At 59.1% G+C, this 24313-nt stretch carries 24 protein-coding genes; 11 read left to right on the forward strand and 13 right to left on the reverse strand.

From position 1 onward, the window contains the following. The first annotated feature begins 95 nt into the window (after nt 1-95). Together mhpA and AC1RKH_RS01275 are read left to right on the forward strand one after the other, a co-directional pair. Entirely contained in the window at nt 96-1754 is a 1659-nt protein-coding gene (gene mhpA, locus AC1RKH_RS01270; RefSeq protein ID WP_493060776.1) for a bifunctional 3-(3-hydroxy-phenyl)propionate/3-hydroxycinnamic acid hydroxylase MhpA, read from the forward strand. Nucleotides 1755-1756: 2 nt separating this feature from the next. Then, nucleotides 1757-2401, forward strand: coding sequence for a TetR/AcrR family transcriptional regulator (locus AC1RKH_RS01275; protein ID WP_493060777.1), 645 nt, complete (start codon nt 1757-1759; stop codon nt 2399-2401). Nucleotides 2402-2425: 24 nt separating this feature from the next. On the opposite strand, the gene AC1RKH_RS01280 is transcribed toward AC1RKH_RS01275, so the two are convergent. Next, complete coding sequence (locus AC1RKH_RS01280; protein ID WP_493061358.1) at nt 2426-3661, reverse strand: NADH:flavin oxidoreductase/NADH oxidase family protein; 1236 nt, start codon at nt 3659-3661, stop codon at nt 2426-2428. A gap of 363 nt (nt 3662-4024) precedes the next feature. On the opposite strand from AC1RKH_RS01280, the gene AC1RKH_RS01285 reads away from it, so the two are divergent. The 5 genes from AC1RKH_RS01285 (at nt 4025) to AC1RKH_RS01305 (ending at nt 10242) form a co-directional block, all read left to right on the forward strand. Continuing rightward, entirely contained in the window at nt 4025-4639 is a 615-nt protein-coding gene (locus AC1RKH_RS01285) for a TetR/AcrR family transcriptional regulator (RefSeq protein WP_493060778.1), read from the forward strand. An 89-nt stretch (nt 4640-4728) separates the two neighbouring features. Continuing rightward, nucleotides 4729-5820, forward strand: coding sequence for a VOC family protein (locus AC1RKH_RS01290; RefSeq protein ID WP_493060779.1), 1092 nt, complete (start codon nt 4729-4731; stop codon nt 5818-5820). A gap of 83 nt (nt 5821-5903) precedes the next feature. Continuing rightward, entirely contained in the window at nt 5904-6860 is a 957-nt protein-coding gene (locus AC1RKH_RS01295; protein WP_493060780.1) for a fumarylacetoacetate hydrolase family protein, read from the forward strand. After that, nucleotides 6860-8761, forward strand: a complete 1902-nt coding sequence (locus AC1RKH_RS01300) for an acyl-CoA synthetase (protein WP_493060781.1) — start codon at nt 6860-6862, stop codon at nt 8759-8761. The genes AC1RKH_RS01295 and AC1RKH_RS01300 overlap by 1 nt, the downstream gene beginning before the upstream one ends. Nucleotides 8762-8922: 161 nt before the next feature. After that, complete coding sequence (locus AC1RKH_RS01305; RefSeq protein WP_493060782.1) at nt 8923-10242, forward strand: outer membrane protein transport protein; 1320 nt, start codon at nt 8923-8925, stop codon at nt 10240-10242. A 151-nt stretch (nt 10243-10393) separates the two neighbouring features. Here AC1RKH_RS01305 and AC1RKH_RS01310 read toward each other — a convergent pair whose 3' ends face one another. The 3 genes from AC1RKH_RS01310 to pcsA all read right to left on the reverse strand — a co-directional run bounded on the left by AC1RKH_RS01310 (nt 10394) and on the right by pcsA (nt 12203). Continuing rightward, nucleotides 10394-11014, reverse strand: coding sequence for an isochorismatase family protein (locus tag AC1RKH_RS01310; RefSeq protein WP_493060783.1), 621 nt, complete (start codon nt 11012-11014; stop codon nt 10394-10396). A 77-nt stretch (nt 11015-11091) separates the two neighbouring features. After that, nucleotides 11092-11490, reverse strand: a complete 399-nt coding sequence (locus tag AC1RKH_RS01315; RefSeq protein WP_493060784.1) for a DUF488 domain-containing protein — start codon at nt 11488-11490, stop codon at nt 11092-11094. An 11-nt stretch (nt 11491-11501) separates the two neighbouring features. After that, complete coding sequence (gene pcsA, locus AC1RKH_RS01320; protein WP_401116623.1) at nt 11502-12203, reverse strand: phosphatidylcholine synthase; 702 nt, start codon at nt 12201-12203, stop codon at nt 11502-11504. Nucleotides 12204-12665: 462 nt separating this feature from the next. On the opposite strand from pcsA, the gene AC1RKH_RS01325 reads away from it, so the two are divergent. After that, nucleotides 12666-13364, forward strand: coding sequence for an AzlC family ABC transporter permease (locus AC1RKH_RS01325; RefSeq protein WP_493060785.1), 699 nt, complete (start codon nt 12666-12668; stop codon nt 13362-13364). Beyond that, on the forward strand, nt 13364-13675 hold the full coding sequence (locus AC1RKH_RS01330) for an AzlD domain-containing protein (protein WP_185015364.1): 312 nt from the start codon (nt 13364-13366) through the stop codon (nt 13673-13675). Before AC1RKH_RS01325 ends, AC1RKH_RS01330 begins: the two co-directional genes overlap by 1 nt. A 9-nt stretch (nt 13676-13684) precedes the next feature. On the opposite strand, the gene AC1RKH_RS01335 is transcribed toward AC1RKH_RS01330, so the two are convergent. The 6 genes from AC1RKH_RS01335 to AC1RKH_RS01360 form a co-directional block, all read right to left on the reverse strand. Continuing rightward, nucleotides 13685-14593, reverse strand: coding sequence for a MurR/RpiR family transcriptional regulator (locus AC1RKH_RS01335; RefSeq protein ID WP_493060786.1), 909 nt, complete (start codon nt 14591-14593; stop codon nt 13685-13687). A 152-nt stretch (nt 14594-14745) separates the two neighbouring features. Then, complete coding sequence (locus AC1RKH_RS01340) at nt 14746-15510, reverse strand: ABC transporter ATP-binding protein (protein ID WP_123425469.1); 765 nt, start codon at nt 15508-15510, stop codon at nt 14746-14748. Between the two features lie 18 nt (nt 15511-15528). Then, the gene (locus AC1RKH_RS01345; protein ID WP_123425468.1) at nt 15529-16641 is read right to left on the reverse strand and encodes a succinylglutamate desuccinylase/aspartoacylase family protein; all 1113 of its coding nucleotides are present in this window, start codon (nt 16639-16641) and stop codon (nt 15529-15531) included. Nucleotides 16642-16650: 9 nt separating this feature from the next. Further along, on the reverse strand, nt 16651-17346 hold the full coding sequence (locus AC1RKH_RS01350; protein WP_054597892.1) for an ABC transporter permease: 696 nt from the start codon (nt 17344-17346) through the stop codon (nt 16651-16653). A gap of 17 nt (nt 17347-17363) precedes the next feature. Next, nucleotides 17364-18053, reverse strand: a complete 690-nt coding sequence (locus tag AC1RKH_RS01355) for an ABC transporter permease (RefSeq protein ID WP_123425467.1) — start codon at nt 18051-18053, stop codon at nt 17364-17366. A gap of 186 nt (nt 18054-18239) precedes the next feature. After that, complete coding sequence (locus tag AC1RKH_RS01360; RefSeq protein WP_493060787.1) at nt 18240-19016, reverse strand: ABC transporter substrate-binding protein; 777 nt, start codon at nt 19014-19016, stop codon at nt 18240-18242. 314 nt (nt 19017-19330) lie between these two features. Here AC1RKH_RS01360 and AC1RKH_RS01365 point away from each other — a divergent pair, with 314 nt between their 5' ends. Then, on the forward strand, nt 19331-20116 hold the full coding sequence (locus AC1RKH_RS01365) for a sulfite exporter TauE/SafE family protein (RefSeq protein ID WP_493060788.1): 786 nt from the start codon (nt 19331-19333) through the stop codon (nt 20114-20116). Nucleotides 20117-20176: 60 nt separating this feature from the next. On the opposite strand, the gene AC1RKH_RS01370 is transcribed toward AC1RKH_RS01365, so the two are convergent. Then, nucleotides 20177-21223, reverse strand: a complete 1047-nt coding sequence (locus tag AC1RKH_RS01370) for a class I SAM-dependent methyltransferase (RefSeq protein WP_123425464.1) — start codon at nt 21221-21223, stop codon at nt 20177-20179. Nucleotides 21224-21766: 543 nt separating this feature from the next. Between AC1RKH_RS01370 and AC1RKH_RS01375 the strand changes: the two genes are divergently transcribed. Next, nucleotides 21767-22309 carry a DUF4174 domain-containing protein gene (locus AC1RKH_RS01375; protein WP_493060789.1) on the forward strand — a complete coding sequence of 181 codons (543 nt, stop codon included), beginning with the start codon at nt 21767-21769 and terminating at the stop codon, nt 22307-22309. Between the two features lie 123 nt (nt 22310-22432). Here the strand turns inward: AC1RKH_RS01375 and AC1RKH_RS01380 are convergent, their stop codons facing one another. Together AC1RKH_RS01380 and AC1RKH_RS01385 are read right to left on the reverse strand one after the other, a co-directional pair. Further along, nucleotides 22433-23614 carry an acetyl-CoA C-acetyltransferase gene (locus AC1RKH_RS01380; protein WP_493060790.1) on the reverse strand — a complete coding sequence of 394 codons (1182 nt, stop codon included), beginning with the start codon at nt 23612-23614 and terminating at the stop codon, nt 22433-22435. Between the two features lie 23 nt (nt 23615-23637). Further along, on the reverse strand, nt 23638-24297 hold the full coding sequence (locus tag AC1RKH_RS01385; RefSeq protein WP_493060791.1) for a CoA transferase subunit B: 660 nt from the start codon (nt 24295-24297) through the stop codon (nt 23638-23640). Nucleotides 24298-24313 lie beyond the last annotated feature (16 nt).

Here is a 24313-nt window from a genome sequence, read left to right on the forward strand (position 1 = left end):
TCAATATTGAAATGTGTCTCAATTTTTCATATCTTCACATGGCCTGACGATGAGACCTGCGCGTCCCACGACTTCAATCACAACAAGGGCTCGATATGAACAACAACAAGAAAGTATCCGAACTGCCTCCCAACGCCGTCGATGTGCTGGTCGTCGGTAACGGTCCGGTAGGTGCGACAATCGCGGCGCTGCTCGGCCGCTACGGGGTAACGACACTGGTACTGGACAAGCTCCATGAAATCGTACTGATGCCTCGCGCCATTGCCCTGGACAACGAGGCGCTGCGTATCCTGCAACTTGCCGGATTGTCGGAGGATGCTTTCGAGAAGATCGCTATCCCTGAAGTAAGGATGCACTCCCCGGTTCTCGGGCAATTCGGTCGCGCCAACACTGCCGGGTGTATCGACGGCCATCCCAAGCTTGTGACCTTCTATCAACCCGACCTCGAACGAGCGATGCGCAGCCAGGTTTCCCGGCTGAAGTCAGTGACCAGTCTGGGCGGCTTCGAGCTCGAGAGCCTGGTCGAGGAGTCGGACTGCGTCGTCGCCTCCGTACGGGATCAGGAGGGTCACTCGCATTCCGTTCGCGCCCAGTACGTGGTCGGTGCGGATGGCGCAAGCTCCAGGGTCAGAACACTGATTGGCCAGGAGTTCGAAGGGCAGACCTATGCGGAGGATTGGCTGATTGTCGATGTCAAGAACCGGCATAAGTCAGCGATTGATCACATCGAGTTTCTCTGTGATCCACGGCGCCCAACGCCGCACATGCCCGCACCCGGCGGCAGGGAGCGTTGGGAGTTCATGCTACAACCCGGCGAATCGCGCGAAGAGCTGGAAAGCCCGGAAAGCATAGCCCGGCTGATTGCGCCATGGATCAAACCGCAGGAGCTGGAAATCGAGCGCAAGGCTGTGTATCGATTCCACGCGCGCTGCTGCAACAGATTCAGCAAGGGACGCGTCTTCCTCGCCGGCGACGCAGCACACATTACCCCGCCTTTTGTCGGGCAAGGTCTTGTAGCGGGACTTCGAGATGGCGCCAACCTGGCCTGGAAACTGGCCTGGGTCCTTCGCGGCCATGCCGCGCCTGCGGTGCTCGAGACCTATGACGTAGAGCGCCGTCCCCATGCTCAGGCGATGATCAATCTGGCGAAACTCATGGGCCGCCTGGTGATGCCCAAGAACAAGATCGCAGCGTTCTTCATCCACGGCCTGATGCGCATGCTGACGTTGACTCCTGCTACTCGGAGGTACTTTGAACAGTTGGACATCAAGCCGAAGAACATCTTCAAACACGGTCTGTTCGTGAAGCACTGTCGGGGCGACAAGCTGGTACGTGGCAGCCTGTTTCCCCAGGCCTGGGTTCGCAACATGCAAAAGCAGATCCAACTGAGCGACGATGCTCTTGGGGACAACCTGACCCTGGTTGGATTCGGCGTAGACCCATTGTCACTGCTGACCACTGCTCAAGTCGTTTCATGGGAAAAAATGGGCGGCCATTTCCTGGAAATCAGAACACGCGGCCAACGCTCCGGCGGCCGTTGTGACTTCATCGAAGACATGAACCATGACATCCTGCCGCTGGCGGCTAAAGGCACGCTCGTCGCGATTCGCCCCGACCGTATCATCATGCACCACGCCCCTGGCGCAGAAGTGGCCAGTTTCCTCAGAGACTGCCGAGGTCTTTTGGCCAGCGAAGATGTCACTGCCGATAGCGTTTCCATTACCATCAACGAACCACCTCGACTAAGAGCCTGAAGATGCCGTCCCCCATTTCTCCTTCAGTAGCCACTGCGCAAGAGCCTCTCACTCGAGGCCACAAGAAGCGTGAACGCACCCGTCGCGGCCTGGTGGACGCGGCATTGCGTCTTGTCGCGCGTAAGGAGGTGGGGGAGATCGCACTGCTCGAGGTCGCGGCAGAGGCCGAGGTGTCCAATGGCACCATCTACAACTACTTTCGAACGCGCGATGAAGTGCTCGAGGCGGTTGGCATCGCCATGGCGACCGAGTTCTCCGATGCCATTTCCGCCCTGAGCGCGGACGTGCACTGCGGCGCACAGCGGCTTTCGATTGGCGTGCGCATGTTCGTATGCCGGGCCGCGTATGACCATCAATGGGCCAACGCACTGCTGCGCATCATCCATTCCGATCAGACCATGCGCTCGCGCTTGGCTGCCCATGTGCTTGGCGACCTGCGTGAAGGTCTGCGCACGGGCATTTGCGCTTACGAGGACGAAGGGATCGCCCTGGACATGGTCGTATCGTGCACAACCGGAGCCATGCGCTCGGTTGTCGAGGGGCGTGCGGTGGCGGAGCACGATCAGCGGGTCGCCGAGATGATTCTCAAGGCTCTGGGCGTAACACCTGCCAGAGCCAAGCGAATCGCCAGTAAGCCGCTACCCTAGGGGCTGTACGAAAACTTTGGCCCGCTAGACCCGGCCAATCCATTGCCGATAGTTCTTTGCCTGGCGACGAGATTTCAGCTGATTGCCTATCAATGCCATGAGTGGCGACGTCGTGGGTTTTGTCCGCTTCCCTTGGCTCAACAAGCCGAGCTGCTTCTTGACGACCGACGCCAATGCCAGCGATGCCAGTGCCTTGTTCTTCCAGCCGACGACGATGGGCTCCACTTCAGTGTTCTGACCTGCCATCCACTGGCTTGGCAGGGCCGGTTCGATTGCCAGTGCAGTGGCAAGTCCCACCATCGACACCGAGCCGCTCACCACTCGCTCCGCGACCTCCTTTCTACGCACGCCGCCGGTGACCATCAGCGGCATGCGCGCAATTTCTCCTATTTTCTCCGCGCACTCGAGAAAATAGGCTTCTCGAGCCAAGCGGCTGCCATCGCGGGTCTGTCCCTGCATCGCCGGGCTTTCGTAGCTGCCACCTGACAACTCGACCAGGTCGACCGCTTTGGCGTTGAGCATTGTCACCACGCGAGCCGCATCCTCGGCATCGAAACCGCCTCGCTGAAAGTCCGCGGAATTGAGCTTCACAGCGACGCAAAAGGTCGGTGCCACTCGCTGACGTATGGCGTCGATGGTTTGCAGGAGAATGTGCGCGCGATTTTCCAGGCTGCCACCCCAGCGGTCGCTACGCCTGTTGGTCAAGGGCGACAGGAATTGGCTGAACAGGTAGCCATGCGCTGCATGAATCTCCACGCCGGTGAATCCGGCACGCTCGGCCAGCACTGCAGCATGGGTATAGCGCTCAATCAGCTCTTCGATCTCTTGCTCACTCAAGGCCCTGGGTGGCACAAAAGCCTTTGATAGACCGGGAATGTCGACGGCAACCGCGGAGGGCCCCCGTGCTGATTGCCCCATTGAAGCCAATAGCTGCCGTCCGGGATGATTGATTTGCATCCAGGCCTGGGCTCCGCGACTGCGGCAAGCATCGGCCCATAGCGTGAATTTGCCCAGGTTCCGATCGTCCTCAAGCACCACGCCAGCCGGTCCGGTCAAGGCGTGGCGATCAACCATGACGTTGCCAGTGATGATCAGACCGGCCCCACCGTCCGCCCAACGCCGATAGAGTCTGGCCAGCGCTTCCCCTGGCGCGTGATCCTCATTGGCAAGGTTCTCCTCCATGGCAGCCTTGGCGATTCGGTTTGGAATCACCGTGCCGTTAGGCAATCGAAGTGGTTCGAAGAGCTTTGAGCCGGTCATGTTCTGTCCTTCAGTTAATGAAAAATCGGCCAGCCGTCGGGAAGGGCCAATACCTTCGGGCAACGTAGGCACGGTGCTCCTCAGGTTTGTTGAGGTCCTGGTTTACATCGATTGGCCGGTTTGATGGCTCTACCGAGAAGATGAGGCAGAAGCACAACGAATCTGAACACGTGTGTTCATTTTGGTCAATGTGTAGAAATCTAAAGACCCTTCATGGACCTCGCCACATCGCTCATAACATTCGGATTCATGAGGCATAGAACGGTTTTTTTTGTGATGGGCGCTCTTGATTCAAAAATCCTTGTTGACGATTGCTGAACACGAGTGTTCAATTCAGCCATAAGGTAATTCTGGAGAGAGAGCGTGAAATCCCTAAATCCGATACAGCGCCGCATACATCAAGCCGCCTTTCGCCTGTTCGCTGAAAAAGGCACCTCTCAGGTGAACATCCTCGACCTTGCGCAAGAGGCAGGAGTAGCGCGCGGAACGATCTATAGCAATATCGACAGCATGGGAAACCTGTTCGAGGAGGTCGCGGGCTATCTCGCGAGGGAGATGCATGAGCGCGTCAACAAGAGCTTCAATTCCCTCTCCGATCCGGCTCAGCGTCTTGCCAATGGCATTCGATTCTTCATTCGTCGAGCTCATGAGGACCCCCAGTGGGGAGCGTTCATACATAAATTCGCCATGAGCAACTCTTCGTTGCGCGAAATGTTTAGCAGCCAAGCGACGACTGATCTTCTGAGCGGGATATCCAGTGGGCGGTACACGTTTGCGCAGGATCAATTGCTCTCAGTGCTGACGCTGATATCGAGCAGCGTCCTCGGCTCGATTTTCCTGGTGCTGGAAGGGCATAGAACGTGGCGCGAATCGGGTTCTGACACGGCCGAGCTAGTGCTGCGGGCATTGGGTGTGCCTCACGAGGAGGCTCGAGCGCTGGCGACCAAAGAGTTGCCGGCACTTCCCCCTCTCGACTGAGCGCGGTAACCGACTCAACAAAAAAACACCTCTGGCATTTTCAGGGGGTCGGGGATCGCTTTGCCCTGAAAAACCGGAAAACAAGAACAATGAACAACAAAAACCAAATGCCCCAGTTGGCGACACAACATCCTGCCCGGCATCCGCAGCCGACGGTGAAGGCCCAGGATCTGACTCACCTGATCTTTCAAAGGCCGGACTTGAACGAGGCGGCGCGTTTCCTGACTGACTTCGGCTTGACGGTCAGTCATCAGAACGCCGATACGCTCTATCTGCGCGCCACTGGACCGGCTGCCTATTGTTACCGTGTCCATCGTGCAGAACATGCACGCTTTGTCGGGTTCGGACTGGCAGTCCGGTCTCTCAAGGATCTGCAAAAGCTGGCTCGAATCCCAGGCGCGTCACCGGTCGAGAAATCGGCACATCCCGGCGGCGGGCATTACGTCAGACTGACTGATCCTTGCGGGTTCATTGTGGAAGCTGTATGCGACCAGGCTCCAGGTAAAACGCTGGTACACAGAGCCCCACTTCCCTGGAATCTGGCGCAAGAGCAGCCGCGCATCAACTCCACGCAGCGCTCGCCAATTGCTCCGCCTGAAGTACTCAAACTTGGCCACATCGTGATTGAAGTGGCTGACTACCAGGCGACCTGTGCCTGGTATACGCAGCATTTCGGGTTTATTCCCAGCGATGTGCAGGTACTCCCCGACGGCACACCTATCGTCGCTTTCATGCGCCTTGACCTCGGTGAGATACCCACGGCTCACCATACGCTCGCGATAGCGCAAGGGTTCATGGCGACCTATAGCCATAGCGCCTATGAGGTCGTTGATGCAGACGCGGTGGGCATGGGGCAACGCGTCCTGCGGGAGCGGGGTTGGGAGCACTCATGGGGAATTGGCCGGCATATTCTGGGCAGTCAGATCTTCGACTACTGGCAAGACCCTTGGGGCGATAAGCACGAGCATTACTGCGACGGGGATATCTTCACGGCCATGCAGCCTACGGGCATTCATCCCGTGAGCCCCGAAGCAATGGCGCAGTGGGGGCAGCGCATGCCCAAGAGCTTTACAAAACCCAAGATGAACTTGACCAATCTGCGTGCGCTGATCCGCAACCTGCGACGCAGCCCGGACCTGACCATTCGCAAGTTGATAACGCTTATGCGGATGTTCGGGTAATTCCGCCAGCCCTTCCTAAGAACAACAACCACAGTTCTCGCGCCGCCGCGCGCGGGACAAACACTGCTCCAGGAGTACCTTCAATGTCTGCTGTACACGTAGTCCGCTTTGAGTTTCAGAACGGTATTCACTGGGGCGTGCTACGCCAAGGCCGTATCACTGTCGTCCCCGGTGTTTTTGAAACCACCGGAGACTTCATTCGCCAGAACAGTATCGACGACCTCGCTCGAATGAACGGTACGGAGTTGGAGGAGGGCGAAGTGAAACTGCTGTCGCCGGTGACCCGTAACCAGCAGTTCGTCTGCCAGGGCGCCAACTACCGTCAGCACATGATCGAGTCGGGCATGGACCCGGATGCAAAGAAATTCAACATGATCTTCACCAAGGCGACGAGTTGCCTGGTGGCGGCTGACAGTGACCTGATCAAGCCGCGCAGCGTGCGCTTTCTTGACTACGAGATCGAACTGGGGCTGGTGATGAAACGCGCGATCACCGGCGCTGTTGCTGTCACCGACGCCAATCTGCATGAGTTCATCGCAGGCATAGTCATCGTCAACGACTACTCGGCTCGTGACATTCAGATTCCCCAGATGCAGTTCTACAAGGGCAAGAGCTTCCGCACTTTTGGCCCGGTCGGCCCCTACCTCTGCCTTCTGGATGCCAAGGACATGCATTACCTGAAAGCATTGCAGCTGCGCCTGACGGTCAACGATCAGGTGCGACAGAACGACAGCACGGCGAACCTGGTTTACGGCCCCGCTGAAACCCTGACCGAGCTCTCCTCCGTGCAAGATCTCGCCCCCGGAGACCTGATCGCCACCGGCACTCCTGCCGGCTGTGCGCTAACGGTACCTTCGCCTGCCAAACAGCGCATTGCGGCCCTGATGCCAGAAGCCACCAAGTGGAAGCTTTTCCTCAAGGCGCAGGAAGGCCGGACGCAGTATCTCAAGCCGGGTGATGTGGTCGAGGCGCGCATTCGCAGCGCCGATGGCGTGATCGACCTTGGCGTGCAACGCAACCGAGTCGTGGGGGAAGCCTGATGACGGTACAGACCCTGAGCGACATCGAAAATATCGAACGAGTCCCCTTGTCGGAGCGCGGCCTGGCTTCCAGCACTTATGAAGCGCTGCGACAGGCGGCCAAGTGCACCCCTCGGGCGCCGGCGCTAAGCTTCTTCGCCGATGCCGCCGATTTCAAGCACACCTATGAGTGGAACTACTCCCAGCTTTTCGCGGATATCACCCGCGCGGCGAATGCCTTCCATGACCTGGGCATAAAACCGGGCGAGGTACTTGCCTTCATCCTGCCCAATCTGCCGGAAACCCATTTCACGATATGGGGAGGGGAGGCGGCAGGCATCGTCATGGCGATCAATCCTCTGCTCGAAGCCAAGCAGATGGCTGGCTTGCTGAATGCCGCGAAGGCATCTGTGGTGGTGACGCTCGCGCCGACTCCGGGCAGCGACCTGTGGCCCAAACTGGCTTCGCAGCTGGATCAGTTACCCGCGATCAGGAGTGTCGTTTGGGTCAGCATGGAACCCTATGTCACCGAACCTGTGCGTGGGGCCCTGAAAGCCGTGGCACTCAAGGAGCGAGAATTACACAGGGGTATCGCGATCCACGATTGGCTATCGCTGATGAATACTCAACCGCACACACACCTGAAGAGCGGTCGGCAAATCCGCCCGGATGAATGCTCCTCCTACATCTGTACCGGTGGCACCACCGGGCTTCCCAAGATCGCCGCGCGCACCCATGGTTCTGAAGTATTCAATGCATGGGCCGTGGCCGCTCACTTGCAGCCGCGCAATGGTGGCCAGGTTATCTTTTGTGGTCTGCCACTATTTCATGTCAATGGACAACTGGTGACTGGACTGATGCCTTGGACGCAAGGCGACCATGTGATCCTTGGGACGCCTCATGGGTATCGTGGCGAGGGGGTGATCCGACGATTCTGGGAGATGGTCGAGCACTTCGGTATCAACTTCTTTTCCGGCGTACCCACTGTCTATGCGGCACTTTTGCAAAATGAATGGCAGGGCCGCGACCTATCCAGTCTTCGTTATGCAATGTGTGGCGCCGCACCAATGCCGGCTGAGCTTTTCCGTGAATTCGAGAGCCGGACCGGGGTGAAGATCCTCGAAGGCTATGGCCTCACGGAGGGCGCCTGTGTCTCCTCGGTCAATCCTCCCCATGGCGAGCGCCGTATGGGCTCCATCGGGATACGGATCGCCTATCAGAATATGCGCGCGGTCTTGCTCAATGACGCCGGAGAGTACCTGCGTGACGCCAACGTGGATGAGATCGGCCTGATCACGATCAGTGGCCCGAACCTCTTTGGTGGCTATCTGGAGGAGAGTCATAACCGGGGCCTTTGGATCGATATCGACGGTCAGCGCTGGCTGAATACCGGCGATTTGGGTCGCCAGGATGCGCAGGGTTACTTCTGGCTGACCGGACGCAAGAAGGAGTTGATCATCCGCGGCGGCCACAACATCGATCCCAAGCAAATTGAAGAGGCGTTGCAGGCGCATCCCGCCGTGGCCCTGGCCGCTGCAATCGGCAGCCCTGACGTCTACTCGGGCGAGGTGCCGGTCGCCTACGTTCAACTGCGACCCGGGCAAGCCTGCAGCGCCGAAGAACTTGAGGCGTTCGCTCATCTCAACATCAGCGAGCGGGCAGCAGTTCCCAAGCGCATTGAAATCCTCGAAGCGCTGCCACTGACTGCCGTGGGCAAGATATTCAAGCCCGCCTTGCAGCAGCGGGAGATTGCCAGAGTGGTCCATAAGGAAGTGGAACGCCTGGGGCTTTCGGGTATTGCAGTGGAGGTCGTGCAGGATAATCGCCGTGGGCATGTTGCCTGTATCAGGGCCGGAACGGGTCGAGAAGTTCTGGCTCCTCTCCTGGGACACTATAGCTTTCAAGTCGAGTGGCTTAAATGAGCCCGAGTTCGCTTCCGTAAGTCCAGCACACATGCCCTGGTACTAATCCGCCAGGGTTTTTTACACAACTTCTACCCACTCCAACCGGCACTGACAAGTGCACAGGAAGGCGAAGCCTTGCCTGCGTGCAATCAACAAAAACAATAAATAAGAGGTGGAATATGCAACTGAATAGCCGTGCGGTCCCGTGTCTCTCTGCTCAGCGAACGTGTGCTGCGTGGATCAAGTTCACCAGTGCCATGGCACTGCTCAGCGCCTCTACAATTGCAGGCGCCAATGGTATTGCGCTTAACGAACAAAGTGCCAGCAGTGCGGGAACTGCATATGCGGGAAGGTCGTCATCCGCGTTGGACGCCAGCACCATCTACGGAAACCCTGCAGGTTTGACCAAGTTACAGCGCAGTGAGATTTCCGGCGGGGCCGCGATCATCTCGGGGAGCGACGACATTAGTGATGCGCAAAGCAGTGTCGCAGGAACGAATAAGGGGGACTCGGTACCTTTGGCGGTCGTGCCCTTCGCCTACATGTCGACGCCGCTTGATGATCGTCTTTCGATTGGTCTGGGCCTCTATGCTCCGAGTGGTCTGATCAATGACTACGAGAGCAGTTTTCAGGGCCGCTACCATGGTTCCTATAGCTCGACCAAGGAGGTAACCCTGCAGCCCACCATTGCCTATCGGATCAATGATTACGTGTCCATTGGTGGCGGACCGACCATAAACCATTTCGATGCAAACCTTCAGAATTACTTGGCCACCGGCGCTCTTAACAACGGTCAGGACACACGGGTCACCATCAAGGGCGATGACACGGCATTGGGCTACAACCTCGGCCTCTTGGTTGACTTGAGTGAGGCAACGAGTTGGGGGATTAACTATCACTCGAAGGTGAGCTATCAACTCAAAGGGCATACTACGGTTTCCGGCTCCCCGAGCGTTATCCCGCTGGACGGAAAATACCCCGCCAAGATAGATCTTACTATGCCCGAATCGGTGGATACGTCCATCACCCATCATTTCAATAGTCGCTGGACGGGATACCTGGGGACCACCTGGAAACGTTGGAGCCGGCTCGAAAAGTTCGAGGCAAACAACAGCGATGTTTCCGCCCTTGGCCAGAGTGCGGGTCTGGAGCGTGTGGGCGAACCATTGAACTGGCACGACACGTGGTCCACCGCAGTGGGCACATCCTATCAATTGACCCCGCAATGGCTGATGCGCGCAGGCTACGCCTATGATCCGTCGCCAATTGGAAATGCCGATCGCAGCGTGCGCGTTCCGGTGGGCAACCGCCAAGTCGTGACCTTGGGCGGCGCTTATTTGCCGACTCCCGATCTGACGATAGACTTTGCTTATGGTTATCTCTGGGATTCCAAAGTCTCGGTAAACCAGCCGAACACCTCCGGCCTTCAACCTGAATACAGCGCCCATTACGAAAATAGTGCGAATGTATTTTCAGTGCAGGCAACCTATCGGTACTAATCGAAACGCCCCCCTTTTTAAGGGGGGCGTTTCGATTTGCAGGTCCCGTCACCGTCAATGAATCGTTTCATGATCACCCCCTGCGAAAGATACTCAAGGGTAAGAGACGGTTGTTGGCCCAGCTTTGCCAACGTGCTGAATCGGTAGGAGCTCAACTGTGCGAGAAGTACTGCTTCAGGCCATACACCAAGCCGGCGAAGGGCATGTCGAGCGCAGCGTAGACGGCCTCGGCTTCGGGGGCGGCGTTGTCGGCCAGGATCTCGACGGCGACGCTCGAATAACCGACGGGGATCACGCCGGCCTGCTGCATGCGCGCTACGCCCATGTCGACTTGCGTCTGGGTGAAGCCGCCGGAAGCATCGATCACGGCATAGCTGTTGAAGCCGTCGGCAATGGCCGAGATCGCCGGGAAGGCGAGGCAAACGTCGGTCGAGATACCCGTCACGATCAGGTTCTTGCGGCCGATCGCCTTGACCGCATCGACGACGCGAGGCTCGTCCCAGGCATTGACGCTGGTGCGCTCGATGCGCTTCATGCCCGGTAGCGCTTCGGCGAGTTCGGGGATCAGCGGCCCCCACATCTTCTCGGTCGTCGTGGTGACGATGATCGGCAACTTCAGCGCCAGCGCTGCCTTGGCCAGGCCAACGACGTTGTGCTTGAGGGCGAGTGTGTCGATGTCGCGCACGCCGGTGTAAAGGCCGACCTGATGGTCGACCAGCAGCAGGATGGCATTTTCGCGGGTCAGGCGTTCGTGGAGATTGGACGAGTTCATGGCAAGGCTCTCCGGGGCGGGTTGGGATGCCTTGACATTATAATCCGGGAACAACCAGGCAAAATGACAACCATCGCCTACACGATCGGCGCGACAACCTGTGCCCCACGAGCCTTCAACAGCTCCCGCAACACCGAACGATGGCAGTGGCGTTCTTCCTTGCAGTAGCAGCCGATGGCCAGCGATGTTTGATGGGACAGGGCGGCCAACAGATCCAGCAGTTGGCTGGGTGCCGGGTGGTGCATTTCGGCCTTGAATCTGCGTCGAAAGGCTTCCCAGTCTTTTTCGTCTTCCGCAGCTTTCGCTTCGGCCACCAGCTCTGGGCTGGGGGAGAGCACGGGGAGCCAGGTGTCGTAGAAGTTGCGGCTGGCGAATTCGGCTTTCGGAACGCCGCGAGGTGGGCGGCGGACCGTGCCCAGGCGCAGGCCTTCATGGGGTGTTCGGGGTGAGCCGAGTTGCACGATATGGATAGGCATTCATGCCTCCATTAGTGATGGGTGCGCTCGAGCCAGTCCGCGGCGGTGCGGCAGATGCAGATCCCCAGAAAGTAAGCCGACATCGCGAGCCACAGTCCCATGACCAAAGGATTGACGGTCGGGTGGTTGAGGACCAGCGACAGGCTGCACAGCAACCAGATGGACGTCACGGCAATGTTGATCGGCATGAACCGCCGCACCCGAAACGGGTGAAGGAACTTCATCCGGGTCACCGTCAACAGTGCCAGGCCGATGATGGTGAGCAGCGTCAGCCAGGGTGTCGGCGCAATGATGTAGAGGCACAGGGTGACGACGTTCCACGCGGCGGGGAAGCCCTGGAAGTAGTTGTCCTTGCTCTTCATGTTGACGTTGCAGAAGCAATAGAGCGACGAGACCAGGATCACCGAGGTGGTCAGTAGCGGGGTGTAGGCCGGTAAGTCGATGTAACGGTAGATGAACAGGGCCGGGATGAACACGTAGGTCAGGTAGTCGATGACCAGATCCAGCACCGACCCGTCGAGATGCGGCAGTACCGTTTGGACATTGACCTTGCGCGCCAGCGAGCCGTCCACGCCATCGACGATCAGCGCCACGCCCAGCCACAGCAGGCAGGCTCTGGGCTGGTTATCGAACAAGGCGAGGGTCGCCAGGAAGGCGGTCACCACGCCGGTTGCGGTAAAGCCGTGGGCGCCCCAGGCTTTGAGCGTGGCCATGCGTCGGGTCGTTATCAAGGGGCGTTCTCCAGCAAATGAAACGGGCCAGTTGCTACCACCGACGGGGTCACCGGCAAACCTGGCTAGGCTCTGTACGAAAACTGCCTGCGCGTCGACCAGACTGCGTTAAAAACAGGCTCGGAATGCTCATTTAGGCCCCTAAACTCCGCTTCCTCGCCTGTTTTTGCCTTGCCTGATCGCCGCTCGGCGAGTTTTCGTACAGACCCTAGGCTGCACCTATCGACCGGATATCCGGCGATAAGGTTCACCTGCACTCAAACGACCCGAAGTCGGCACTCATTAAAAATAGACCATCTCTCGTCACTGCCTTGTCTATCGAGCAGTACTTTTTACCTGTCCGCGCTCAATCACCCGCCTGGAACTGCAATTGCGCAAGATTGTTCAAGACAGAAGGCAGATCGGCTGACACAGTCAGAGACCTTTCCTTCGTTGTAGAGAGCTATGTCTGACAATCTATTGCCGCGCAGTGCTTTCCTGCGCGGTGCCGCCGCCGTAATACCCTTGTCCCTGGCGACCGCGCCGTGGGGGCTGTTGGCGGGTTCGATGGCCATTGAGGCCAACCTCACTCCACTGCAAGGCCAGGGCCTGTCGAGCATTGTCTTTGCTGGCGCTGCGCAACTGGTGGCGATCGGGATGCTCAAGGGCGGTGCGGGGATTTTCTCGATTCTGCTGACCACCTTGCTGCTGACATCGCAGCACTTGCTGTACGGCATGAGCATGCGCCCGGTGGTTTCGCCGTTGCCGGGTCGCTGGCGGGTAGGGCTGGGCTTTCTGCTCACCGATGAACTGTTCGCTCTGACCAGTCAATATGACAAACAGCAGTTCAATCGTTGGTACGCCCTCGGGGTGGGCCTGACCTTTTATGTGGCGTGGAATATCTTCACTTTGGCCGGGATTGTGCTGGGCAGCAGCATTCCGGGTCTTGAGCATCTGGGCCTGGACTTCTCCATCGCCGCCACGTTTATCGCGCTGATTACCCCCGTGGTGCGCAACGTTCCAACGGTCGTCTGTGTGGCGGTGTCGCTGTTTTGCTCGGTGTTGTTCAACTACTGGCACTGGGGCTCGGCGCTGGTGCTGGCCGGCTTGCTCGGGATGAGCGCCGGGTTTATCTGCAACAAGTTTTATGGAGAGCGCACATGATGGTCTGGGCGGTTATTTTCGGCATGGGCTTGCTGGTGTTCCTCAACCGCTACGTGTTCCTTGAACCACGCTTGCCGGTGCGCTTGAGCAGCAACGCGCGACAATTTCTCGGGTTTGCGGTGCCGGGCATGCTCACGGCAATCTGCGGGCCGATCGTGTTCATGCCCGACCATCAATTGAACTTGCAGTACGATAATCCGTACCTGATCAGTTCACTGGTCGCCATCGGCCTGGTGCTCTACACCCGCAGTACCTTGATCAGCATGCTGCTGAGCATGGGGTTCTTTTTTCTGCTGCGCTGGTGGCTGTGACGCGCAGCCTCACTTTTTCGAGGTTTTGCTGCTGCCGGGAATGTGCAGGTAATTCATCACGCTTTCGGTGAGTTCGGTCGCCAGTTTCACGGCCTCTTTGTTACGCGCCATCACCCCGGCGACCAAGCCTTCGATCAAGGCCAGCACGGCGATGTTGGAGCTGGTCAGCACCGGGTGGTCGGCGGGTGCAAACAGCACATGCTGGGCAATATGGGTCAGGGGCGAGGCGGGTGAGTCGGTGATTGCCAGCACGGTCGCGCCACGCTCAAAGGCAAAGCGCGACAGTTGCAGGGTGTCGAGGGAATAACGTGGCAGCGAGATCGCCAGCAGCACGTCTTGATCGGTGATCGCAGCCAGTCGATAGGCCGCGTTTTCGTTGCCGCCTTCCATGCTGATTGCCGTAGCGTCAGCGCAGAACGGCATCAGTGTCGAGGCCGCGAGACCGGCCATGTAGACGCTGTTGCCAAACCCGAGGATGTAAATCTTGCGCGCCTCGATCAGGCAGGTGACCACGGCTTCGAAGGTGTCAGGGTGGTTGTTGGTGCCGGCGGTGCCGAGGTTGCTGGTAGCGCTCTGGATTTGTTCATGCAGACCGAACGCACCCCCGGGGCGGTGCGCCAGTTCGTTGCGCAGTTTGTCCACCGGGGACACCATCTGCTGCAAGGTCGCCACCAGCTCGGCTTTCATACCGCTGTAACCCCCCAGGTCCAACGCCTTGGCCAGTCGGTTGACCGCCGCCGCAGAGGTGGAGGTTTCATGGGCCATCTCTTCGATGGTCAGAGTCGCCGCCTTCAGCGGATGACGCAGGATAAAGTCCGCCACCTTGCGCAGCGACGGCTGCAAGTCGGCAAGAATTTCTGCCAGTTTGCGCATCACCGGCGCAGCGTAGACCGTGGTGTTTTTCGAAGGAGTAGGCATAACCGGCTCAACATCCGCTGGAGATTGGAAGGGACCAAACAGGGTTCCCCGTAGGAGATTTGGTGGTTATCAGAGATGCGTCGATACCGATGGGCGCCAGTGTATCTGAAGCCGACCGTTGACGTGCAGCACGCCAACAGTCGGCGAGCGGCTTACTTCAAGCTGCCGGCCAGAAACTGCTGGAGGCGTTCGGACTGTGGGTTGACCAGCACTTCACGCGGGTTGCCACGCTCTTCGACCTGACCTTTGTGCAGGAACACCAGTTGGTTCGACACTTCACGGGCAAAGCCCATTTCGTGGGTCACCACCACCATGGTCCGGCCTTCGAGCGCCAGGTCCTGCATGACTTTAAGCACTTCGCCGACCAGCTCCGGGTCGAGGGCCGAGGTCGGTTCATCGAACAGCATCACTTCCGGCTCCATCGCCAGCGCGCGAGCAATCGCCACGCGCTGCTGCTCGCCACCCGACATGTGCGCCGGATAGGCGCCCATGCGATGGGCCACGCCAACCTTGTTCAGGTAGTGTTCGGCTTTTTCCCGGGCGAGCTTCTTGTCCATACCCAGCACATGCACCGGCGCTTCCATGACGTTTTCAAGGGCGCTCATGTGCGACCAGAGGTTGAAGTGCTGAAACACCATCGCCAACCGTGAGCGCATGCGTTGCAGCTGTTTCGGCTCGGCCGCCTTGAGCCCACCGGTTTTGTTGGCGACCAGTTTCAGCTGCTCGCCATTGAGCAGGATGTTGCCTGAGTTGGGTTGCTCCAGCAGGTTGATGCAGCGCAGGAAGGTACTTTTGCCTGAGCCACTGGAGCCGATGATGCTGATCACGTCGCCGGCTTTGGCTTCCAGGGACACGCCTTTGAGCACTTCGTGGGTGCCGTAGCGTTTGTGCAGATCCTGAATTTCAAGTGTGTTCATGATGTCGATTCTCTGGAGTCAGTCGCTGAGCAAGCGACCCTGGCGAATGGGGGTAGAGCCTGCGACCTTGGCCAGCCACAGCCCGGGTTGGGCAAAGCGCAGGCGTTCGCGGGCATAAAGGATGCCGTCGGTGCTGGCCGTGACCACGCTGTGGCGATCGGTCAACGGATCCATCACTTCAAACAACGGGTCACCGACCGAGACCCGAGCCCCCAGCGGTTGCAGAAAACTCACCACGCCGGGGTGTGGCGCATAGGCGTATTGCGCGCCGGCGAAGGGCGTTGCATCGCAGCAGGTGGACGGCGCGTCTGGCCAGTCGCCGCGGATCAGGCCCTGTTCGGCCAGATAGCCGAGAATCTGCTCGGCACTGGCCATGCACGGTTCGCGATCGGTGTCGGCCATGCCGCGCAGTTCGATGGTGGTCGCCACGCAGGCCAGCGGAATGTTCGCCTGCGGGAACAGTTCGGCCAGGCGCAACCAGGGAATCGCGCAGGCTTCATCAAAGGCATTGCCACCGGCGTCCTCGGCCAGCAGAACGGCACCGGCGTCGAGGCGTGCGGCCAGTGAACGCAGGCGCGGCCAGTTTTGTGGCAGGGCATACAGCAGCATGATCGACTCGAAATCGCAGTGCAGGTCCAGCACCACATCGGCATCGCACGCGTGCTGCAACAGCAGGCGGCGCAGGCCGTCGAGTTCCGATTCGGCCAGCGGCATGTCGGCGATGACCTCGACCATCGCGCGACGGATCAGCGCCACGTTGGCCTCGGCATCCGCGCCCAACTGGCCTTCCAGGTGCACGGCCACGGCTTCGGCCAGTTCCGGAAAGTCCCGGTTGAAGTTCTTGCCGCTGTTGAACTCGAAGCGCCCCTGATGGGTGGCCTGGAACATTTGCCCGATGCCGATCGGATTGGCCATCGGCACCAGTTCGATCACGCCGGTCAAGCGGCCTTGTGATTCCAGCTCGCGCAGACGGCGCTTGAGTTCGACGGCAACGCGCATGCCGGGCAGTTCGTCGGCGTGCAGGGACGCCTGAATGTAGGCCTTGCGTGAGCCACTGCCGAACCGAAACAGCGACAGCGTGCGTTCAGTGCCGCAGGCGCTCCAGGGCAGGACGTAATGAATGTGCTCCATGGGATTTCCTTAATGCTTGCGTGGGGCCAGGTACGCCAGCCAGTGACGTTCGGCGAGTTTGAACAGGCGCACGAGAATGAAGGTCAGGGCCAGGTAGATCAGGCCGGCGGTGATGAACGCTTCGAACGGCAGGTAGAACCGCGAACTGACCGTACGCGCCGCACCGGTGATGTCGACCAGGGTGACGATCGACGCCAGGCTGGTGGTCTGCAGCATCATCAGCACTTCATTGCTGTACTGCGGCAACGCCCGGCGCAGGGCCGACGGCAGCAGAATGCGGCGGTACAGGGTCAGGCGCGACATGCCCATCGCCTTGGCCGCTTCGATCTCGCCGTTGGGTGTGGATTTAAGACTGCCGGCCAGCAGCTCTGCGCTGTAGGCACTGGTGTTGATCGCAAAGGCCAGGCAGGCGCAAAAGGTCGCGCTGGACAGATACGGCCAGAGCACGCTTTGGCGTACCGCTTCGAACTGCGCCAGGCCGTAATAGATCAAAAACAACTGCACCAGCATCGGCGTGCCGCGGATGGCGTAGGTGTAGAGCCAGGCCGGGAAGTTGATCAGCGGCGAGCGGGAGACGCGCATCAACGCCAGCGGAATGGCCAGCATCAGGCCAAAGGCCAGGGAAATCAGCAGCACTTTGAGGGTCAATAACGCGCCACTGAAATACAGCGGCAGGTTTTCCCAGATCAGGTTGTAGTCGAGCATGGTCGGTTCGCTCCCACTCACAGAACGGCGGCTTTGATGCCGACCGAGTAGTGTTTTTCCAGTGCCCGCAGCACCAGCAACGAGACACTGGTCAGCACCAGGTACAGCGCCGCCACCGCGAGGAAAAACGTAAAGGGTTCGTGGGTCGCGTCGGCGGCGTTCTTGGCCTTGAACATCATGTCCTGCAGGCCGATCACCGATATCAACGCAGTGGATTTGGTCAGCACCAGCCAGTTGTTGGTGAACCCGGGAATCGCGAAGCGAATCATCTGTGGCACCAGAATCCGCCAGAACACCTGGGCGCTGCTCATGCCGTAGGCTGCCCCGGCTTCACCCTGACCTTGCGGGATGGCCATGAAGGCACCGCGAAAGGTTTCCGAGAGGTAGGCGCCGAAGATGAAACCCATGGTGCAGACACCCGCCACAAACGGGTTGATGTCGATGTAGTGGGTGTAACCGAGCCCGAGGGCAATGCGGTTCACCAGGTCCTGGCCGCCGTAGAAAATCAGCAGAATCAGTACCAGGTCGGGGATACCGCGAATCACCGTTGTGTAGCCTTCGCCCAGTGTCGACAACCATTTGAGCGGCGAGAGGCGAAACGCCGCGCCGATCAGACCCAGGGTAATGGCCAGTGCCATGGAGCTCAGAGCCAGATTGATCGACAGCCAGGCGCCATCGAGAATGCTCGATCCGTAGCCGTGAAGCATGATGAAGTTCCTCACCCGAAGCGCCGGCAGGCGCGCGGGACCATACGGGTTAATTGCTATCAATCAAGGTGCAAAACCTGTGGGAGCGAGCAGGCTCGCGATGACGGCAGCACATTCAACATTAATGTTGACTGATATTCCGCTATCGTCGGAACGCTGCCCGGAGCAAGCTCGCTCCCACAAGGCTTATTCGCCGTAGATATCGAACGCGAAGTACTTGGCCATGACCTGCTGGTACTTGCCATTGGCACGGATCGCATCAATCGCCGTGTTCAGGCGTGCCGCGTTCGCGGTATCGCCTTTGCGCAGCGCAATCCCGGCGCCTCGGCCGAAGTATTTCGGGTCATTGATATCCGGTCCCACCAAGGCGAAGCCGTTCCCGGCCGGGGTCTTGATGAAGCTCTCATCGGTGTTGACGCTGTCGGCGAGGGTGGCGTCCAGTCGGCCCGACGCCAGGTCCAGCGAAGCTTCGCTTTGCGATGAGTAGCGCACGACCTCGACGCCGGCGGGGGCCAGTTGCTCGGTGGCGTAACGGTCGTAGGTCGAGGAGCGTTGCACACCGAGTTTCTTGCCTTTGAGATCGACCTTCGGGTCGTTGAGGGCCTGGCCGGCCTTCATCGCGAACTTGCCAGGGGTGTGGTAGTACTTTTTGCTGAAGTCGACTGACTTCAAGCGGTCGTCGGTAATCGACATCGACGACAGCACCGCATCGATCTTGCGCACTTTCAACGAAGGGATCATCCCGTCGAATTCCTGGATGACCCACTGGCATTTGATCTTCATTTCTTCGCACAAGGCGTTGCCGATGTCGTAGTCGAACCCGCTGATGTTGCCTTCCGGGGTCTTGAAGGAGAACGGCGGGTACGCGGCTTCGATACCGATACGCAGACTGTCTTCGTCAGCGTGGGCCAGGGTGCTGACGGCGCAAAACGCCAGAGCAGCCAGAAGTCCTGTCTTGTTCATATTGTTGACTCCGTGGATAGGGTGTTTCGGGGGTGAATGCCTTCCGGTCTGGCGGGGGTGTGCAGCGGGTTACGTGTCCATGGTGCATATGATTGACATGTTTTATTTCATAAATCAATTGTATGAAAATAAAAATATCAAGAAGGTCGTTTTGTCAGCCAGACGGTCATGGCGCAACAAGGAGACTTGAGCGGCGAAGGTTGATGGCGGGAGGTTATAAAGTCAGATCATATTGGTATAAGTGGTTATAAGAAAAATCGCTATGCTGACTGCCAGATTTTTAAGTCGTCGCGCTGGTTTTGTAAGGTATGGCAATGGACTTCGGTAATTTGGGTTTTGTAGTCGCAGGCTTGGTTGTCGGGTTCGTTGTCGGAATGACCGGTGTCGGGGGCGGCTCGTTGATGACGCCGATTCTTCTATGGTTCGGCATCAATCCGGCCACCGCCGTCGGGACCGATTTGCTGTATGCGGCGATCACCAAGTCCGGTGGTGTGCTGGTTCATCAAAAGCACCGGAACATTGACTGGAAAATTACTGGCTGGCTGACATTGGGCAGTGTGCCTGCCGTTGCCATGACCTTGTTGTTCCTGAAATACCTCAACACGGATCCGCAAGCGACCAATGCCGTTATCAAGCAGGCGTTGGGCTTTGTATTGCTGCTGACGGCGCTGGCTATTTTCTTCAAGCGCCAGCTCTTGGCGTTTGCCCAAAAACATGCGGGCGACCATTACCACCTCAGTAACCGGAACCTGAACCTGCTGACCATCATCACGGGCGCGATACTCGGCGCGATGGTCGCTTTGACCTCCATCGGTGCCGGTGCATTGGGGACTGTGGCGCTGTTCATCCTGTATCCGTTCCTGGCGACCAAACGCCTGGTCGGCACAGAAATCGCCCACGCCGTACCGCTGACCCTGGTCGCAGGATTGGGGCACGCGAGCATGGGTAATATGGATTGGCACTTGCTGGGCTTTCTGCTGATGGGGTCGTTGCCGGGGATCTATATCGGCAGTCACCTGACTGGAAAAATTTCCGATGGCGTATTGCGTCCTTGTCTGGCCGTCATGCTGGTGTTTATCGGTTATAAGTTGGCGTTTTGATCTTGATTCCCGGCACGGCGCTGCCCCTCGCAGTGCCGTGCTTGCGGGATGCCCCTGCGATTACTTGCGCGCCTCCAGTATCAAGTTGAACGGTGTCTCTGCTGCCCGGCGGAAATGCTTGAATCCGGCCTTGGTGAACACATCCCGCAACCGTGTTTCGCCCGCTTGAGCCCCGAGCCCCAAACCCACTTCCTGCGACAACGAGTTAGGCGTGCAGATGAACGTCGAGGCGGCGTAGAACAGTCGTCCTACCGGGGTCGCGTTTTCGTCGAGATGGTCATTGGCGTAGGGTTCCACCAACAGTACCGTTCCGTCGGGCTTGAGGGTTTCATAGGCGTGTTTGGCTGCGCCTACCGGGTCGCCCATGTCGTGCAGGCAATCGAAGTAGCAGATCAAATCGTAGTCATTGCCCGGATAGTTCTTGGCCGTGCCCTGAACGAAGCGTACTCGATCGTCCACGCCACTTTCTTCTGCCCGCTGGGTGGCGGTGGTGATGGAGGGAGCGTGGTAGTCGAAGCCGACAAAATTCGAGGCCGGAAAGGCTTTGGCCATGACCACTGTTGAAGCTCCATGCCCGCAGCCGATATCCGCGACCTTGGCACCGGCTTGCAGTTTTTCCACTACGCCTTCAAGCGCGGGTAACCATTCGCCGACCAGGTGCGCGCGGTAACCGGGTCTGAAAAACCGCTCGGTGCCGCTGAACATGCAGCTATGGTGATCGCCCCAGGCGAGGGCGCCATCGCCGCGCATGGCCGCAATCAGTTTGTCTTTGTCATGGTAAAACGAGGCAATCACCGAGGCGCCGCCTGCGACATAAACCGGTGAGTCCTCGACCGCCAGCGCCAAGGCTTGCTCTTCTGGCAGGCGGAACTTCCCGTTGGCGTGTTCCATGTAGCCTGAGGCTGCGTGGGCGCTCAACCATTCACGCAACAGCCGCGCATTGCAGCCAGTCTTGCTGGCCAGTACTTCGGGGGTGACGGGTTGGTTGTCGGCCATGGCCCGGTACAAACCGAGTTCATCGCCCAGGATCACGTTCGCGAGCATCGCTGCGCCGCCCATGTCGGAAATCAGCTTGCCCATGAAGTCATTGAGTTTGGCTTCGTCCATAACTGCTCCTCCTGAAAAAAGACCACCGATGAAGGAGGGCGCATGCGCAGGCAGCAACCTTTCAGACGGCGGTCGGACGGATGATCAGGGCGACAGTGCAGGCGCGTTGTGAAGCCAAATCGTCTGCCACGCGAATGCCCGGGCATGAGGTATGTCCGGGCGAGTGGGACGCGAAAACGTCGTCCTGCATGATGTCACTGTGGGGTCGCGCCCCACAGGACAATTACGATAGGCCATTGGCTCCAGCGTCGAGAGCGAGGTTTATCGACAGACTCGCTGCTTACGGACCCGGATTTGGCAACGTCCCCCCTACGGGGGACAAATTAAGTGTAGTACGCGAACAAGCACTGTGCCGCGTGCCAAGGAGTGAGCGGCGCGAACCTGGACAAACGGAGTGGTCTAAGCCGGCGTCGCTGGATACGGTTGCGGATTAAGCCCGCTGACCTAAGCTTCGCAACATGGCGATAGAAAATTCAGGCAACTGATCTGGATCTTTCGCTTTGATGCGCAATCATAAAGCGTGGATATCAAAAGGAGATGCGCATGCTCATTCGGTCACTGACCCTCGCTACTCTGCTCGCCGTCGCCGGCCCTTTGTTCGCCGCCGACAACGACACCCCTCTGGCCCAGGAACGCGGCAGGAACCGGCCGCTGATCGTCATCGCTCCCAGCAGCATCGACCCGACGCTGGTCAGCCTGAAAAAGTCCCTGGCGGAACCGGCCAACAGCCAAGCCTTCAAAGAACGCAATATGGTGCTGTACACCGTGGTCAACCTCATGGGCCAGCGTGATGGCAAGGACCTCGATGCACAAACCACCATGGCGCTGATCCGTGAACTGAAACTGGGCGTCAGTGGTGAGACCAAGGTGATTCTGGTGGGCAAGGACGGTGAGAAAAAACTCGACCACCTCGGCCCGATAGAGGCCAAGGATCTGTTCGCCACGATTGACCAGCTTCCAGCCGCCGAGAAAGAAGCGGCGCCACCCGCGCCGCCGCCCGTAGAGGCCACGCCGGTCAAGGGCGGTAAAGGGAAGGGCGGCAAGGCTGCAAAAGCTGCAGCACCACCGACACCCCTGGACGATTGATCATCGCGCACGGCCTTTGCGCAAGGCAAAAAAACCCGACGCCACCGAAGTCGCGCCGGGTGTGTTGCCAGTCAGCGAACGGATATCGTGGGTCCGCACGCTGACTGTTGAACGCCTGCGGGCTTAGGCCCGCTCGATCGCCAGAGCCACGCCCTGACCGCCACCGATGCACAAGGTGGCGAGGCCTTTCTTGGCGTCACGCTTGATCATTTCGTGTAGCAGCGACACCAGCACCCGGCAACCTGATGCACCAATCGGGTGACCCAATGCGATTGCGCCACCGTTGACGTTGACCTTGCTTGCATCCCATTCCAGCTCTTTGCCGACCGCCAGTGACTGCGCGGCGAAGGCTTCGTTGGCTTCGATCAGGTCCAGCTGATCAAGGCTCCAGCCGGCCTTGTCGAGGCAGCGGCGGGTCGCGGACACCGGAGCGATGCCCATGATCGCCGGGTCAACGCCGGCATTGGCGTAGGCGGCAATTTTTGCCAGCACCGGCAAGCCCAATTGCTTGGCCTTGTCGGCGCTCATTAGCAACACCGCAGCGGCGCCGTCGTTGAGCGAAGAGGCATTGCCGGCGGTGACGCTGCCGTCTTTCTTGAACGCCGGTTTGAGCTTGGCCAGGGACGCTGCGGTGGTCTCGGCGCGAGGTTGTTCGTCGACCGCGAAGGACAACGGATCACCTTTGCGCTGCGGGATCAGGATCGGCGTGATCTCGTCAACAAAACGCCCTGCCTCGATAGCGGCTACGGCTTTTTGTTGCGAGGCGGCGGCGAAAGCGTCCTGCTCCTCACGGGTCAGTTGGTACTTGTCCACCAGGTTCTCGGCGGTGATGCCCATGTGGTAGTCGTTGAACGCATCCCACAGGCCATCGCTGATCATGCTGTCGACCATTTTCGCGTGGCCCATGCGCAGGCCGGTGCGAGCGGCCGGCAACACGTACGGCGCCAGGCTCATGTTTTCCATGCCGCCGGCGATGATCACCTCGGCATCGCCGCAACGAATCGCCTGCGCGCCCAGATGCAGCGCCTTGAGGCCCGAACCGCAGACCTTGTTCAGGGTCAGCGCCGGTACGGCGTGGGGCAGGCCGGCGAGGATCGACGCCTGACGCGCCGGGTTCTGACCTGATCCTGCGGTCAGTACCTGACCGAGGATCACTTCATCCACCTGATCCGCCGCCAGACCGGTTTGCGCGAGCAATTGACGAATGACCGCGGCACCGAGTTCCGGCGCTGGAATGCTGGCGAGCGACCCCTGAAAACTGCCGATGGCGGTACGGGTGGCGGCAACAATCACGACTTCTTGCATCGAATTTCTCCTCAGGGTGCGGTTCAGGCGAACTGCATTTCCGGAACGTGGTCGGGAACGATCAGTTTACCAGCAGTCTTGCTGACGATTTCCTCGACGCTCACTCCGGGTGCACGCTCCTTAAGAATGAATGCACCGTTCTCGATTTCCAGGTAGGCCAGATCGGTCAACACGCGTTTGATGCAATTGGCGCCGGTCAGCGGCAGACTGCAATACGGCAGCAGTTTCGATTCTCCATCCTTGGACGCGTGGGTCATGGTCACGATGATGTTGTCTGCGCCGGCCACCAGGTCCATCGCGCCGCCCATGCCCTTGACCAGTTTGCCGGGGATCATCCAGGAGGCAATGTTGCCGTGTACGTCGACTTCGAAAGCGCCGAGCACGGTGAGGTCGATGTGGCCGCCACGGATCATCGCGAAGGATTCGGCGGACGAAAAAATCGAGGCGCCAATGCGTGCGGTGACGGTCTGTTTGCCGGCGTTGATCATGTCGGCGTCGACTTCGTCATCAGTCGGGAAGGCGCCCATGCCGAGCAGGCCGTTTTCCGATTGCAGCATGACTTCCATGCCTTCGGGAATGTAGTTGGCGACCAGGGTCGGAATGCCGATGCCGAGGTTCACGTAGTAGCCGTCTTTCATTTCGCGGGCGACGCGCTGAGCCATTTGTTCGCGGGTAAGAGCCATTGTTATTCTCCGTTGA

Source organism: Pseudomonas sp. GW822-FHT06B12, from assembly GCF_058799675.1.

Excerpts from the sequence above, each read along its gene's own strand:
- AC1RKH_RS01345 (WP_123425468.1), bottom strand. The coding sequence starts at position 16,641 with ATGGAGCACATTCATTACGTCCTGCCCTGGAGCGCCTGCGGCACTGAA.
- AC1RKH_RS01290 (WP_493060779.1), top strand. The coding sequence starts at position 4,729 with ATGAACAACAAAAACCAAATGCCCCAGTTGGCGACACAACATCCTGCC.
- AC1RKH_RS01360 (WP_493060787.1), bottom strand. The coding sequence starts at position 19,016 with ATGAACAAGACAGGACTTCTGGCTGCTCTGGCGTTTTGCGCCGTCAGC.
- AC1RKH_RS01315 (WP_493060784.1), bottom strand. The coding sequence starts at position 11,490 with ATGCCTATCCATATCGTGCAACTCGGCTCACCCCGAACACCCCATGAA.
- AC1RKH_RS01380 (WP_493060790.1), bottom strand. The coding sequence starts at position 23,614 with ATGCAAGAAGTCGTGATTGTTGCCGCCACCCGTACCGCCATCGGCAGT.
- AC1RKH_RS01385 (WP_493060791.1), bottom strand. The coding sequence starts at position 24,297 with ATGGCTCTTACCCGCGAACAAATGGCTCAGCGCGTCGCCCGCGAAATG.
- AC1RKH_RS01305 (WP_493060782.1), top strand. The coding sequence starts at position 8,923 with ATGCAACTGAATAGCCGTGCGGTCCCGTGTCTCTCTGCTCAGCGAACG.
- AC1RKH_RS01330 (WP_185015364.1), top strand. The coding sequence starts at position 13,364 with ATGGTCTGGGCGGTTATTTTCGGCATGGGCTTGCTGGTGTTCCTCAAC.
- AC1RKH_RS01375 (WP_493060789.1), top strand. The coding sequence starts at position 21,767 with ATGCTCATTCGGTCACTGACCCTCGCTACTCTGCTCGCCGTCGCCGGC.
- AC1RKH_RS01310 (WP_493060783.1), bottom strand. The coding sequence starts at position 11,014 with ATGAACTCGTCCAATCTCCACGAACGCCTGACCCGCGAAAATGCCATC.
- mhpA (WP_493060776.1), top strand. The coding sequence starts at position 96 with ATGAACAACAACAAGAAAGTATCCGAACTGCCTCCCAACGCCGTCGAT.
- AC1RKH_RS01365 (WP_493060788.1), top strand. The coding sequence starts at position 19,331 with ATGGACTTCGGTAATTTGGGTTTTGTAGTCGCAGGCTTGGTTGTCGGG.
- AC1RKH_RS01370 (WP_123425464.1), bottom strand. The coding sequence starts at position 21,223 with ATGGACGAAGCCAAACTCAATGACTTCATGGGCAAGCTGATTTCCGAC.
- AC1RKH_RS01335 (WP_493060786.1), bottom strand. The coding sequence starts at position 14,593 with ATGCCTACTCCTTCGAAAAACACCACGGTCTACGCTGCGCCGGTGATG.
- AC1RKH_RS01325 (WP_493060785.1), top strand. The coding sequence starts at position 12,666 with ATGTCTGACAATCTATTGCCGCGCAGTGCTTTCCTGCGCGGTGCCGCC.
- AC1RKH_RS01275 (WP_493060777.1), top strand. The coding sequence starts at position 1,757 with ATGCCGTCCCCCATTTCTCCTTCAGTAGCCACTGCGCAAGAGCCTCTC.
- AC1RKH_RS01280 (WP_493061358.1), bottom strand. The coding sequence starts at position 3,661 with ATGACCGGCTCAAAGCTCTTCGAACCACTTCGATTGCCTAACGGCACG.
- AC1RKH_RS01355 (WP_123425467.1), bottom strand. The coding sequence starts at position 18,053 with ATGCTTCACGGCTACGGATCGAGCATTCTCGATGGCGCCTGGCTGTCG.
- AC1RKH_RS01340 (WP_123425469.1), bottom strand. The coding sequence starts at position 15,510 with ATGAACACACTTGAAATTCAGGATCTGCACAAACGCTACGGCACCCAC.
- pcsA (WP_401116623.1), bottom strand. The coding sequence starts at position 12,203 with ATGGCCACGCTCAAAGCCTGGGGCGCCCACGGCTTTACCGCAACCGGC.
- AC1RKH_RS01295 (WP_493060780.1), top strand. The coding sequence starts at position 5,904 with ATGTCTGCTGTACACGTAGTCCGCTTTGAGTTTCAGAACGGTATTCAC.
- AC1RKH_RS01350 (WP_054597892.1), bottom strand. The coding sequence starts at position 17,346 with ATGCTCGACTACAACCTGATCTGGGAAAACCTGCCGCTGTATTTCAGT.
- AC1RKH_RS01300 (WP_493060781.1), top strand. The coding sequence starts at position 6,860 with ATGACGGTACAGACCCTGAGCGACATCGAAAATATCGAACGAGTCCCC.